This is a genomic window from Streptomyces sp. B1I3 (assembly GCF_030816615.1).
Taxonomy (GTDB): domain Bacteria; phylum Actinomycetota; class Actinomycetes; order Streptomycetales; family Streptomycetaceae; genus Streptomyces.
In genome coordinates, this window is sequence record NZ_JAUSYD010000001.1 from 5,149,645 (window position 1) to 5,162,861 (window position 13,217).

Annotated in this window: 12 protein-coding genes and 2 tRNA genes; 8 read left to right on the forward strand and 6 right to left on the reverse strand. The window is 72.5% G+C overall.

Features of this window, described 5'->3' with window-relative positions; translation table 11 throughout:
• Positions 1-53 precede the first annotated feature (53 nt).
• The 5 genes from QFZ58_RS23535 to QFZ58_RS23555 all read left to right on the forward strand — a co-directional run bounded on the left by QFZ58_RS23535 (position 54) and on the right by QFZ58_RS23555 (position 4,666).
• A complete protein-coding gene (locus QFZ58_RS23535; protein ID WP_307126887.1) occupies positions 54-1,295 on the forward strand; it encodes an ROK family transcriptional regulator in 1,242 nt (413 codons plus the stop codon).
• 122 nt (positions 1,296-1,417) lie between these two features.
• Positions 1,418-2,287, forward strand: coding sequence for an LPXTG cell wall anchor domain-containing protein (locus QFZ58_RS23540; RefSeq protein ID WP_307126888.1), 870 nt, complete (start codon positions 1,418-1,420; stop codon positions 2,285-2,287).
• A 229-nt stretch (positions 2,288-2,516) separates the two neighbouring features.
• Positions 2,517-3,311, forward strand: coding sequence for an HAD-IIA family hydrolase (locus tag QFZ58_RS23545; RefSeq protein WP_307126889.1), 795 nt, complete (start codon positions 2,517-2,519; stop codon positions 3,309-3,311).
• Positions 3,312-3,423: 112 nt separating this feature from the next.
• Positions 3,424-3,990 carry a hypothetical protein gene (locus QFZ58_RS23550; RefSeq protein WP_307126890.1) on the forward strand — a complete coding sequence of 189 codons (567 nt, stop codon included), beginning with the start codon at positions 3,424-3,426 and terminating at the stop codon, positions 3,988-3,990.
• Between the two features lies 1 nt (position 3,991).
• Positions 3,992-4,666 carry a class F sortase gene (locus QFZ58_RS23555; protein ID WP_307126891.1) on the forward strand — a complete coding sequence of 225 codons (675 nt, stop codon included), beginning with the start codon at positions 3,992-3,994 and terminating at the stop codon, positions 4,664-4,666.
• Positions 4,667-4,925: 259 nt separating this feature from the next.
• Here the strand turns inward: QFZ58_RS23555 and QFZ58_RS23560 are convergent.
• Positions 4,926-4,999: transfer RNA gene (locus tag QFZ58_RS23560), tRNA-Lys, on the reverse strand.
• Positions 5,000-5,167: 168 nt separating this feature from the next.
• On the opposite strand from QFZ58_RS23560, the gene QFZ58_RS23565 reads away from it, so the two are divergent.
• The 3 genes from QFZ58_RS23565 (at position 5,168) to QFZ58_RS23575 (ending at position 9,697) form a co-directional block, all read left to right on the forward strand.
• Positions 5,168-6,451, forward strand: a complete 1,284-nt coding sequence (locus QFZ58_RS23565) for a peptidoglycan-binding protein (RefSeq protein WP_307126892.1) — start codon at positions 5,168-5,170, stop codon at positions 6,449-6,451.
• A 22-nt stretch (positions 6,452-6,473) separates the two neighbouring features.
• Complete coding sequence (locus tag QFZ58_RS23570; RefSeq protein WP_307126893.1) at positions 6,474-8,948, forward strand: SPFH domain-containing protein; 2,475 nt, start codon at positions 6,474-6,476, stop codon at positions 8,946-8,948.
• Positions 8,949-9,106: 158 nt separating this feature from the next.
• Positions 9,107-9,697, forward strand: a complete 591-nt coding sequence (locus tag QFZ58_RS23575) for a lytic polysaccharide monooxygenase (RefSeq protein ID WP_307126894.1) — start codon at positions 9,107-9,109, stop codon at positions 9,695-9,697.
• A gap of 65 nt (positions 9,698-9,762) precedes the next feature.
• Here the strand turns inward: QFZ58_RS23575 and QFZ58_RS23580 are convergent.
• The 5 genes from QFZ58_RS23580 to ehuC form a co-directional block, all read right to left on the reverse strand.
• Positions 9,763-9,836, reverse strand: a tRNA-Lys gene (locus tag QFZ58_RS23580).
• A 241-nt stretch (positions 9,837-10,077) separates the two neighbouring features.
• Positions 10,078-10,836, reverse strand: a complete 759-nt coding sequence (locus tag QFZ58_RS23585; protein WP_307126895.1) for an IclR family transcriptional regulator — start codon at positions 10,834-10,836, stop codon at positions 10,078-10,080.
• A 167-nt stretch (positions 10,837-11,003) separates the two neighbouring features.
• Positions 11,004-11,837: an ectoine/hydroxyectoine ABC transporter ATP-binding protein EhuA gene (ehuA, locus tag QFZ58_RS23590; RefSeq protein ID WP_373428578.1), complete on the reverse strand. Its 834-nt coding sequence runs from the start codon at positions 11,835-11,837 to the stop codon at positions 11,004-11,006.
• Positions 11,827-12,471: an ectoine/hydroxyectoine ABC transporter permease subunit EhuD gene (gene ehuD, locus QFZ58_RS23595; protein WP_307126896.1), complete on the reverse strand. Its 645-nt coding sequence runs from the start codon at positions 12,469-12,471 to the stop codon at positions 11,827-11,829. Before ehuD ends, ehuA begins: the two co-directional genes overlap by 11 nt.
• A complete protein-coding gene (gene ehuC, locus QFZ58_RS23600) occupies positions 12,468-13,202 on the reverse strand; it encodes an ectoine/hydroxyectoine ABC transporter permease subunit EhuC (RefSeq protein ID WP_307126897.1) in 735 nt (244 codons plus the stop codon). Before ehuC ends, ehuD begins: the two co-directional genes overlap by 4 nt.
• Between the last annotated feature and the right edge of the window lie 15 nt (positions 13,203-13,217).

Consider the following 13,217-nt stretch of genomic DNA (forward strand, 5'->3'; position numbering starts at 1 on the left):
GACCACTTAAGCAACGCTGTTGCCAAAGTGCAAGCGAAGGGGACAATGGGGCGGTGAACAGGAGCAACAGCAGGAGCGGCGGAGCGAACCTCCCGGCCCTGCGTCACCACAACGCCTCGCTCGTGCTCGACCTGCTGCGCGTGGCCGGTGAGCAGGGGATCAGCCGGCTGGAGCTCGCCGAGCGCACCGGACTCACCCCGCAGGCCGTCAGCAAGATCACCGCCAGGCTGCGCACCGAGGGCCTCGCCGCGGAGGCCGGCCGCCTCGCCTCCACGGGCGGCAAGCCCCGCACCGTGCTGCGGCTGGTCCCCGACGCCGGGTACGCGGTGGGGCTCCACCTGGACCGCGACGAACTGACCGCCGTCCTGGTCGACCTCGCCGGAACCCCGGTCGCGACCAGGACCGCGCCGCTCGACCTCGGCGCCCCGGCGGCCGAGGTCCTCACGACGGCGGCCCACGCGGTGCAGACGGTACGGGCAGACGCCGCCCACGCCGAGGACCGCCCGGTCCTCGGCGTGGGCGCCGCCCTGCCCGGCCCCCTGGACCACCGCAGCGGCGTCCTCCACCGCGTCACGGGCTTCCCCGGGTGGAACGGCTACCCGCTGCGTGACGCCCTCGCCGAGCGGATCGGAATGCCCGTCGTCGTCGACAAGGACACCAACGCGGCCGCCCTCGGCCTCGCCCTGCGGGAACGGGGCGACGCCGACTTCGCCTACCTCCACCTGGGCACCGGGCTCGGTGCCGGACTCGTCCTCGGCGGGGCCCTGCACCGCGGAGCCCGTACCGGCGCCGGAGAGTTCGGCCACCAGACCCTCCAGCTGGACGGTCCCCGGTGCGGTTGCGGCGGGCGCGGCTGCATCGAGGCGCTCTGCCTGGCCGCCGCCGCCCGCGGCGACATCGCGGAGGCCGCCAGGGTCCTCGGGGCGGGGGCCGCCAACCTCGTCGGACTGCTCGACATCGACCGGGTCGTCCTCGGCGGCCGCACCGTGGCCGCCGACGAGGACGCCTACGTGGACGGGGTGCGCGCCGTGATCGAGGAACGCGCCAGGCGTGAGGGCGCCGTCGTGCCCGTACCGGTCACCGTCGCGGGCGGCGGCGACCTCCCGGTCGCCGAGGGCGCCGCCCAGCTGGTCCTGGCCCCGCTCTTCGGCCGGGCGGGCGAAGGCGGCGACCAGGACCCGGGTGAGGGCGGCCGGTGCGGCGAGGAGGCTGTGGGCGGGGAGGACAGGGCCGGTGGGCAGGGGCGGGGCGAGCGGGCGACGGGGGCCGAGCGGGGCCGATCGAGCGGTTCCTGACCCCCGAACGGGCGGTTTTCCCCGCCGAGCGGTGGCTCGTCCCACAGGTGCGTGGCAGCGTCGCCGCCACAGCCGGTGGCCTTCCGCCCCGGCCGTTCGCGAGCAGCAAAGGGTGTCCCCCTATGCCCCCCAAACCCCCCGCACGACTGCGCGACGGCCGTGCTCTGACCCGTCTCGGGATCGCCGCGGGACTCGCCGTCCCGACCGGTCTCCTCGGCACTCCGGCGGCCATCGCCATCCCGGTGACGGCACCGGTCGTCACCCCGTACGACGCCGTCACCGCACAGCAGCCGGCCTGCGGCGATCCGGACGGCGAGGACTTCCCCATCGACACCCGGATACACGGCGGCCCCGACACGTACGCGTCCGGCGGCGGCTACGGCACCTGGTACCTCGACCTGATCAACACCACCTCCGAGCCCTGCCACTCCATCCACCCTGTCCTGGTCCTCACCGACGAGGACCGCACGCTCACCCCCGAGCAGATCCAGCTGGAGTTCACCGAGCGGGCGCATCCCGGCGAGGAACACCGGGTCAACTGGGAGTCCACCGACCGGGACGAGCAGATCGGCGTCTTCGGCAGCGGTGAAGAGGGCGACGACTTCCCCGGCTACACCGTCCCCGCCGAGCGGACCGTCACCGTCGAGATCCGGATGGCGTTCACCTCCGACACCCGGCCCGGCAAGGTCACGGCGAACGCGGCGATCGTCCAGCGGCGTGCCACGAAGGACGACCGCAAGGCCGGCGGACAGGCCGACGGCGACTGGGTCGGCGAGTCGGAGGGGTACGCGTTCACCATCGTCGAGGGCGAACTCGACGGCGGGACCGACGCCGACCCGGACGAGGAGGCCGTGCGGCGTGACGCGGCGGGCGACCCCCTGCCGGAGCTCGCCCGCACCGGCCGGGTACAGCCCCTCTGGGCGGGCCTGACCGCCGGGGCGCTGATCCTCGCCGGAGCCGCCCTCGTCCTCCGGTTCCGCCGGCGTGCCTGAGGCCGCCCTCGCCGCTCAGCACCTCCCCGCGCCGCACCGGCCCCGGGGAGGCCCGTTCACCGTTCCGACGCCTCACGGGCTCCGCGCGGACCGGAAGAAGATCGGTACCGCCTGATCCGGTACGCCACCGCTTCGGCCTAATATCGGGACGTCGGCGCTGCACAACGCGGTGCCGCCGGCGTCCCGGCACATGGCGTGCACAGCGTACGTACGGCAGGAGTCCCGTCACATGGCAGAGCGCAAGCCGATCGAGTCCTGGCTGACCGACATGGACGGTGTCCTCATCCACGAGGGCACACCGATCCCGGGGGCCGATGCCTTCATCAAGCGGCTGCGGGAGTCGGGGCTGCCCTTCCTGGTCCTCACGAACAACTCCATCTACACCGCCCGCGACCTGCACGCGCGTCTGCAGCGCATGGGTCTGGACGTGCCCGTGGAGAACATCTGGACCTCCGCGCTGGCCACCGCCCAGTTCCTGGACGACCAGCGGCCGCGCGGCACGGCGTACGTCATCGGCGAGGCGGGTCTCACCACGGCCCTGCACGACATCGGGTACGTCCTGACCGACCACGAGCCCGACTACGTCGTCCTCGGGGAGACGCGTACGTACAGCTTCGAGGCGCTCACCAAGGCGATCCGGCTGATCAACGGGGGCGCACGGTTCATCTGCACCAACCCGGACGAGACCGGCCCGTCCGCCGAGGGCCCGCTGCCCGCGACCGGTTCCGTCGCCGCGCTGATCACGAAGGCCACCGGCAAGGCCCCGTACTTCGCCGGCAAGCCCAACCCGCTGATGATGCGGACCGGGCTCAACGCCATCGGCGCGCACTCCGAGAGCTCCGCCATGATCGGCGACCGGATGGACACCGACGTGCTCGCCGGTCTGGAGGCCGGCATGCAGACGTTCCTCGTCCTCACCGGCCTCACCACGACGGCCGACATGGACCGCTACCCCTTCCGGCCGTCCACGGTCGTCGACTCGATCGCCGACCTGGTCGACCTCGTCGACCTGCCCGTGCAGTAACACCTCCCGCGCACCCCGGCCGTAAACCGGCACGGGCCGGTCGTCACCCGACCGGCCCCCAGCGGGTGCGGGCAGCCGCTGCGCGCGTGAACCTTCCCCCAGGAGGTTCACGATGCGTTCACTGTCCCTCACGTGCTGTGCCGCGGCGGCGGCTGCGGCCATAGCCCTGCCCGTGTCCGCCGCACAGGCCGATTCCGAACACCGGGACCCCCGGGACCACGCGGTGCCGGGAGTGGTCTCGATCACTCCGTCCAGCGTCTCCCCCGGCGGGGAGGTCGAGCTCCGGGTCGACGTCTGCGGCAAGGGCGGGTCGGCCCGGGGCGACTCCGAGGCCTTCGCCTCCGAGGCGCACTTCGCCCGGGCCGACGGCAAAGGCCTCGTCGCGACGGCCCGGATCCGCTCCGGCGCAGCCCCCGACGACTACGAGGTCCGGGTGACCTGCGAGGACGGCCATGGCAAGGCCACCGGCACCCTCACCGTCGTCCACCACGGGCGCCCCTCGCCCGTCGCCCCCGTCCCGGCCGGCGGCGGAGGAACCGCGGCCCTCGCCGACGGATCCGCCTCCCGGCAGAGCGGACCTGGAACCCGGCACGCGGTGACAGGGCTGGCCCTGGGCGCCGTCGCGGCCGTCGCCGTCGCGTACCGCAGTGCGCGCCGCCGTCGTCCGGTCGCGGCCTGACATGCCCGCCCCGGACCGTCCCGCCGGAACCGGACGGCTGCTGACCGGCATCGCCTGGGCCGTGCTCCTGCTGGGTCTCTGGTTGTGGGGCCGCGAGTCCACCGGAGGCGTCTCGGCCCCGACGACCGGGGACGTCGCGGCGGTCGGGCGCCCGCTGGGCACCCAGCTTCCGCCCGCGCACGAGCCCCTGGCCGGGGCGACGCCCCAGCGGGTGGAGATCCCGTCGATCGGTGTCGCCGCGCCCGTCGTCCGACGTGCCCTGGACGGTGAGGGGGCCATCGAGCCACCACCGTTCGACACGCCGGACACCGTCGGCTGGTACGCCGCCGGCACCGAGCCCGGGACACGGGGCGCGGCGCTCTTCGTCGGCCACGTCGACACCGAGACCGAGCCGGCCGTCTTCTACGGGCTCAGCACCGCGCAGCCCGGGGAGAAGATCCGGGTGAGCCGGTCGGACGGCACGGTCGCCGAATTCACCATCGACGACGTCCAGGTGTTCACCCGGAAACGCTTCGACGCCGAGAAGGCGTACGGGCCCAGGCAGGACGGGCGGGCGGAACTCCGCCTCATCACCTGCGGCGGCACGTACGACCGCGCGTCCCACGCGTACACGGCCAACGTCGTCGTGTCCGCCTACCTGACGGGTGAGAGGAGCGGCGGGAAGAGCCGCGTCTGACGTGCCCGGACACCTGGCCCGGCCGGCACCCGCTCCCCCTCGGGTCGCCTGCCGGGCCGGTCCTCGACCGTGGTGCACGGACTGCGGGAGAAGCCCGGCACGGCACGGGAGGTCGGGAGGCCCGTCCTGACCCGACACTGTAGGGCCGGTCCCCGGTGGCGCCCAGCGAGTTCTCCGCAGGATGTCCGGATCCGGACGGAAAGCCCCAGGCACAAGAACAAGGCCCCCTCACGCTCGGTGAGAGGGCCTTGCTTCTGCGTGCGCCGTCAGGGACTCGAACCCCGGACCCGCTGATTAAGAGTCAGCTGCTCTAACCAACTGAGCTAACGGCGCCTGCTGACCTGGAGAACTTTACCCGATGGGCGAGCGTGCTCCTGACCAATTCCCGTCGGTACGGCCTGTCGAATGGTCCTTTTGTCCCTTTAGTCAGTCAACATGACCTATGCCATGAAAGGTGAGATACGAAAAGAGACTGACGGCTGCCGAGGGAAGAGGAGTCGCATGCCAGTGCCGGTCTTCGAGGAGTACGAACCCGCCGTCGACTGCGGTTGCCCGGGTTGCGCGCTGCGGCGGCGTACGGCGGCCGTGCTGCCCGTGCGGTACGGCGGACATCCGGCCGCGCACGGCGCCCGGCGGGCGCTGGTGTTCGTCACGGCGGCGGGAATGGTCCTGTCCTGCGGAGCGGCCGAGGCCGCCGCCGCGGCCGGGCGGGGGGCCCGGGCGGACACGGCGGCCGATCCCCAGCCGGCCACCCCGCAGGGGGCGGTCGGCCCCCTGGGCGCGGGCGGGGCCTCCGGTCCGCCCGCCACTCCGCAGACGGCGCCGCGCGCGACGACCCGGGCCGACATCATCAACCGGGCCAAGACGTGGGTGACCGCGCAGGTCCCGTACAGCATGGACTCGTACTGGTCGGACGGGTACCGGCAGGACTGTTCCGGCTTCGTGTCGATGGCCTGGGGCCTCGGCACCAACGAATGGACCGGCAGCCTCGCCTCCTTCGGGACGAAGATCGCCAGGGCGGATTTGCAGCCCGGGGACATGCTGCTCTTCCACGACGCGGCCGATCCCGCGCAGGGGTCCCACGTCACGATCTTCGGCGGCTGGACGGACCACACGCACACCCACTACCTCGCCTACGAGCAGACGCCCCCGCACGCGCGCAAGGCGACGACGCCCATGGCGTACTGGACCAACTCCTCCCAGTACGTGGCCTACCGCTCCAAGGGCCTGGCCGCGGGAGTGAGCGACAGCGGATCGGCCACGCAGTACCCGGGCACCGCGGCGTTCGGCCCCGGGGCCGACAACGCACACGTGACCCAGCTCGGGAAGCTGCTCATCGCCCAGGGCGGCAAGCGCTTCTACACGACAGGCGCGGGGCCGCGCTGGACCGATGCGGACAAGCGGGCGACGCAGGCCTTCCAGCTGGCGCAGGGCTGGACGGGCAAGGAGGCGGACGGCGTCCCGGGCCCGGGCACCTGGAGCCTGCTGCTCGAGGGGACCGGGCGGAAGATCCCCGCCGCGCAACCGGGCGGCAACCCGAACGGGGCCACTGCCTTCCCCGGGCGGGGCTTCTTCACGCAGGGGCAGTCCAACAGCCATGTGCGGCGCCTCGGTGCCCAGTTGGTGAAGAGGGGATACGGCAGGCACTACACGACGGGTCCCGGCCCGCGCTGGAGCGAGGCGGACCGCCGCAACGTCGAGGCCTTCCAGCGGGCCCAGGGGTGGCGCGGCGGTGCTGCCGACGGATACCCGGGGCCGGAGACCTGGCGGCGGCTCTTCGCGTGACGGCTGTGCTGACGGAACGGACATGACGGAGGCGGACATGCGCTACATGGAGAACACGTGGGACGACCGGGGCGAGTGGGGCGTGACGCCCGGCGCCGGTGCGAGTACGGGCAGGGGAGAGGAGGAGTGGTCGGATCCCGGGGCGGCTCCGAGGCCGGGGCCGGCCGAGGGGGTGTCGGTGCCCGAGCCGGTGCGGGCGGCCGAGGGGGTGTTGGTGCCCGAGACGGTGGTGGCGCCGATGCCCGAGCAGGTGCTGGTGGGTACGGGAGTGCTGCCCGTCGGCGAGACGCCCGAGGCCGGGGCGGACCCGGGGGCGGGCCGGGAGGCGGTGCCTTCCGCGGGCGCGGGCCTCGAGCTGGGCGCGGGCGACACCGCGGATGAGGGCGCGGCGGCTTTCGCCGTGGCTCCTGCGGACGTGTACCCCCCGGATCCTGACGCGGGTCCGGACCTGGACGCGGATCCGGCCGTGGACGTGCCGGCCGACCTGGGGCCCGCCCTGGACGCGGTGGCCGGCGTGGGCCGGTCCGGCAAGGCGGGCGCCGACGTGCCGCCGGACCTGCGGCCGGTCCTGGAGGTGGCCTCCTTGGTGCGGGAGTGGGCGGCTGCGGAGAGGGCCCCCGTCGTGCGGGAGCGGCCGGTCATGGAGACGGCTCCCGAGGTGCGGGAGCGGCCGGTCATGGAGACGGCTCCTGAGGTGCGGGAGCGGCCGGTCATGGAGACGGCTCCCGAGGTGCGGGAGCGGGCAACTGCGGAGGCGGCCCCCGCCCCCGCGGTGCGGGAGCGAGCAACTGTGGAGACAGCCCCCGCGGTGCGGGAGCGGGTGAGGACGGAGGCGAAGGCGGAGACCACCCAGGCGGTGCCGGTGGCCGCGGCCCGGGTTGTGGAGCCGGCTCCGGTTGTGGAGCCGTTCCAGGAGCCGGCCCCCGTGGCGGAACCGGCCCACGTGGAGCCGACCCCGGTTGTGGAGCCGTTCCAGGAGCCGGCCCCCGTGGCGGAACCGGCCCACGTGGATTCGGCCCCGGTCATGGACCCGGCCGAGGAGCCGGCCCCCGTGGTGGAACCGGCCCACGTCGACCCGGCCCCGGTCATGGACCCGGCCCAGGAGCCGGCCCCCGTCGCGGAACAGGCCCAAGCGGAACCGGCCCACGCTGTGGAACCCGCCCCCGTCGTGGAGCCGGCCCCGGCACGAGCGCAGGCCAGGGACTCGGTCCCTGCCCAGGCGGGCCAGGGGACCGGTGCGGAGGTGCCTGCCTCTTGGGAGGCGGCGCACGACGGGGAGGTGGTGGGCGGCTTCCCGGGCGGTGCCGAACGTGCCAGGGTGGCCGCCTCCGTAGGGGCGGGGGACCTGGCCCCGTGGAGGGAGACCGGACGCCGGCACACCACGATCGCCGGCGGGACCACCGCACCCGGTCCCGTACACCTCTCCTTCCGCGGCGGGTCCTCCGCCCCCGGCGATGCGGCGGCGCCGGGACCCCGGACCGACGGAGCGGGGCCGCGGCCTCCTGCCGGAGCCCCGCACCGGCCGGGTGTCCGGCGCCCGCCCATGCCGCGCTCGCCCCTGACGCAGAAGCCCACCCGGCCGGCGCCCACCCCCGATCCCCGGCTCACCGAGCGGCCCGGACCCGTACTCCCCGGCTGGGCCGCGCTGCTGACCGGGACGGCGGGGACGGTCGCCGGGATCGCCGTGCTGGGATGGCACGGTGCCCTGCCCACCGCCGTGACGGACCGGCTGGGCATCGGCGTACGCCCGTACGACGGCATCGGCATCGGCGCGTGGGCGCTGCTCGCGCTGCTCGCGACGGTGGTCATGCTCGCGCTCGGCGGGCTCGGGCGCGGGCTGGTCGGGTACGCGTCGGTGCTGACGCTCTTCGGGGACTACCGGGGCAGCATCCGGCGCACCGGCCTGATCTGGGCCTCGCCGCTCCTGCTGCGCCGCCGCGTCGACGTGCGGCTGCGGCACTGGCGCAGCGAGCCGCTGCCCGTGGTGGACGCGAGCGGTACGGCCCTGCGCGTCGTCGTCCTCGTCGTCTGGCGGGTGAGGGACACCGCGCGGGCCACGCTGGGCGTCGCGGACCACGAGCAGTATCTGCGGGACCAGGTGGAGGCGGTTATGGCCCGGGTGCTCTCGCAGCTCCCGGCCGACGCCTTCGACGGGGAGACCCGCACCCTGCGTGACGCCGAGGCCGTCGGCAACGCGCTGACCCGGATGCTGAAGGACGACTGCTCGGCCGTGGGCATCGAGGTGTACTCGGCGCAGCCGACCGGGATCGAGTACGCCCCCGAGGTGGCGGCGGCGATGCAGCGCCGCCGGGTGGCGGCCATCGACGCCAAGCACCGGGACAGTGTGCTGACATCCGTGGTCGACGCGGTGGACGACACCGTCAGCCGGCTGACCTCGCGCGGCATCGTCGAGCTCGACGACTACGAACACAAGGCCCTGGTCAGGGATCTGACGGTGGCCTTCTACACCGGGCGTGGCGGCGGCGGGTGCGCCTGACCCCGGCCGGGGCCGTGCGGGCGTGCGCGGAAACGATGGCCACATTGGTCTGGACATGTTCATGCTCCGTCAATAATCTGGAGTTGGTCTAGACCGCAAGACGACCTATGCGCGCAGCAGTCCCCGGAACATCCCCCACGTTCGAGGAGCGACACAGCATGCGGAAAAGGGCAAGCGCGGCCGTTCTCGGCCTCGCGATAGCGGGCGCCTCCATGTTCGCGACCGGCAGTGCCAGTAGCCACGGCTACACGGATTCCCCCATCAGCCGGCAGAAGCTCTGCGCCAACGGCACCGTCACCGGCTGCGGCGCCATCCAGTGGGAACCGCAGAGCGTCGAGGGCCCCAAGGGCTTCCCGGCGGCAGGACCGGCGGACGGGAAGCTCTGCTCCGGCGGCAACAGCACCTTCGCGGCGCTCGACGACCCGCGCGGAGGCAACTGGCCCGCCACCAACGTCACCAGCGGGCAGGGTTACAGCTTCCGCTGGCAGTTCACGGCGCGCCACGCCACCACGGACTTCCGGTACTACATCACCAAGAACGGATGGGACACGACCAAGCCGCTCACCAGGGCCGCACTCGAATCGCAGCCCTTCATGACCGTGCCGTACGGGAACCAGCAGCCCCCGGCGACACTGACCCACCAGGGCTCCATGCCGACCCAGAAGACCGGCAAGCACGTCATCCTGGCCGTCTGGAACGTCGCCGACACCGGGAACGCGTTCTACGCGTGCTCCGACGTGAAGTTCTGATCTCAGCGCCGCACGACGCACAGTGGGCGGTCTCCTCGGAAGGAGACCGCCCACTGTGGTGTCTGTGCGCCGTCAGGGACTCGAACCCCGGACCCGCTGATTAAGAGTCAGCTGCTCTAACCAACTGAGCTAACGGCGCCTGCTGACTCGAAAATAATACCTGGTCCCCGGGGGTGCTGGTGACACGTGCCCGCACTCCCGTGCGTGGCCCTCCCCACAGCTCTCCCGGCACCTTGACGTGCCCGGGAGGGGGGTGGCTCTCCGGTTCGCCATTCCTTCCTCAGCCTCTACCGGTCCGCGCCGGCCACGCGCCGCGCCCGGGCGTGCGGGCAGGAGACAGGGGGGCAGGGCGGAGACGGCGACCGGGCCCGGGACCGGCCTCAGAGCGCCAGCGACAGGAGTACCGGTGCCGCGCGCCGGTTCAGGGTCGCCGCCGCGGCCCGCAGCCGGTGGGCGTCCTCGATCGGCAGGGACAGGGCCAGGCACCCGGCCGTCGAGCCCGCCGTCAGGGGGACCGCCGCGCACACCGTCCCCACGGCGTACTCCTGCAGGTCGAGCACGGGAACCGTCGCCGGCTGGCTGTCCAGCTTGGAGAAGAGCACCTTCTCGCTCGTGATCGTCCGCGAGGTGAGCCGGGCCGTCCGGTGCCGGGAGAGATGATCACGCCGCCCGTTCTGGTCGAGCTGCGTCAGCAGGCACTTGCCGATCGCGCTGGCGTGCGCCGCCGAGCGGAAGTCCACCCACTCGTTGACCGCGGGCGTGAGCGGTCCGTCGGCCACCTGTGTGACGCGGATCTCGCCGTCGACGTACCGGCTGAGGTAGACCGCCGCGCCCACCGAGTCCCGCAGCTGGACGAGCGACTGCTGGAGCTTCGCCTCCAGGGCCCGTTTGCGGGCCGTGCCGGATCCGAGCTCCAGGAGCGAGGGACCGATGACGTAGGCACCGTCGGCCACCTGCTCGACGTATCCCTCGCGGCGCAGGGTCAGCAGCAGAGGCGTGAGATGGCCGATGGGCAGCCCCGTGTCGCGGGAGAGCCGCGCGTCGGTGACGCCGTCGCCGTGGGTGGACACGGACTCGAGCACGCGCAGGGCGTACTGCACCGAGTGGAACGGCGCCTTCGGCTCGGGCTTCAACGCCACGGTTTCCCCCTACCAGGTTGTGACCGCAAGCTTTCGGCCCACGATAGCCGTCAACGGCGCCGACCGGAGGGAGTGTTGGCGAGGTGGTGGGCGGGCCCCGGCCCCGTCAGCAGGGGCGCACCCGTCCGGCATATGCCCGTGTCATGGTCCGAACGCCGGCACCGAGGTCACAGCACCGCGTCGAGGAACGCGCGCGTACGTTCGTGTTCGGGAGCGGAGAAGATCTTCTCCGGCGTACCGGACTCCACCACGCGGCCCGCGTCGAACATCAGGACCTTCTCCGACACGTCCCTGGCGAAGTTCATCTCATGGGTCACGCAGAGCATCGTGATGTCGGTGTTCCTCGCGATGTCACCGAGGAGTTCCAGCACCCCCGCCACCAGTTCCGGGTCCAGTGCCGAGGTCACCTCGTCGAGCAGCAGGATCTCCGGCCGCATCGCCAGGGCGCGGGCGATCGCCACCCGTTGCTGCTGACCGCCGGAGAGCTGGGAGGGGTGGGCGTCGACCTTGCCCGAGAGCCCGACCAGGTCGAGCAGCTCGCGGGCGCGGGACTCCGCCTCCTCGCGCTCCATGCCCAGCACGTTGACCGGTGCCTCGGTGATGTTCTGGAGCACCTTCATGTTCGGGAAGAGGTTGAACTGCTGGAAGACCATCCCGATCTTCTTCCGGGACTCCCGCAACTGCTTCTCGCCCGCAGGCTTCAGCGCACCGGACGGCGTCCGCACGTGCGAGAGCGGCGAACCGTCGACCCAGATCACGCCGTCACTGACCTTCTCCAGCGTCATCAGCAGCCGCAGGATCGTGGTCTTCCCCGAGCCGCTCGGCCCGATCAGCGTGACGTGCTCACCGCGCCTCACGGTGAAGTCCAGCTCGTCCAGGACCACATGGTCGCCGTAGCGCTTGACGACCTTGTCGAAGCGGACCAGTGGCTCGACAGCGGTCTCCGCGGCGGTCCGCGCGGCGTCCGCGGGTTCCTTCAGGGGAGCAGAGTCAGTGGCCAAGGCGCTTCTCCAGCTTTCTCATCAGCAGGGAGGTGGGGTAGCTCGCGACCAGGAAGACCAGTCCCGCGAGGGTGAACACCTCCGTGTACACGAAGTGGTCGGCCCCGTACTTCCGGGCCTCGAAGACCATCTCCTGCACCGTGATCACGGCGAGGAAGGGAGTCTCCTTGAACATCGAGATCGCGTAGTTCCCGAGGGCGGGCAGCACGTTGCGCACCGCCTGCGGCAGGATCACCGCCTGCCAGGTCCGCCGGGGCGACAGGGAGAGCGCGCGGCAGGCCTCCCACTGGCCCTTGGGGACACCGTCGATCCCGGCCCGGTAGACCTCGGAGGTGTAAGCGGCGTAGTGGATGCCCAGCACCACGATGCCGATGGTCAGCGGCTCCACGGAGCGGAACACGGCGGCGGCGCCGACCAGCTGGACCAGCAGGGGCGTGGAGCGGACGAACTCGGTCACCACCTTCACCGGCACCGTCACGAACCGCGACGGTGCCCGCCCGGCCACGGCGACGGCCAGCCCCAGCACGGCGGCGACGAGCGTGCCGAGCGCGGTGGCCAGCAGGGTGACCCGGAACCCTTCGAGCAGCAGGGGGAACGCCTCGCCTGCCGCGTCCCAGTCGAACGACTGGTTCACCGGATACCTCCGGCAGTGCCGGCGGCTTCCGCCGTCCGCGTCCTGAACAGACCGGCGGCTTCCGTGTGGATGCCCAGCCGCCGCTTCGCGGTGCGCTCCAGCACGTTCATCAGCAGGGTCAGCGCGTAGGCGAGGAGGAAGTAGACGGCGAGCAGCAGCAGATAGGTGGCGAGGGTCTCCCCACTCCGGCTGCGGACGTGCTCGATCGCGGTCATCAGATCCGCGGCGGAGAGCAGCCACAGCAGGGGCGTGCTCTTCAGCAGCTGGATCAGCAGGTTGGTGAAGGAGGGGATCATCTGCACCCAGGCCTGGGGCATGATCACCTTTCGCATCCGGTGGAAGGGCGACATGTTCAGTGCCACGGCTGCCTCGTACTGCGCGCGGGGCACGGAGTTGATCGCGCCGCGGACGACCTCGGAGCCGTAGGCGCCGTAGTTCAGGCCGAAGGCGACGACCCCGCAGAGCAGAGGGGTGAGTTCGTACCCCGTCAGTGGGGGCATCGCGTAGTAGAGCCAGAACAGCTGGATGTAGAGCGAGGTGCCGCGGAAGAACTCCACCACGGTCCGCGAGACCCCGCGCACCAGGAGCAGCTTGCTGCCCGCCATCAGGCCGAGCGCGAACGACAGCAGCAGCGCGAGCAGGGAGCCGAGGGCCGTGGCCTCGAGCGTCACCCACAGGCCCGACCTGATCTGGGGGAACTCTTCGCCGAGCAGGGAGAGGAAGTCACTCATACCGTGTGATCCGCC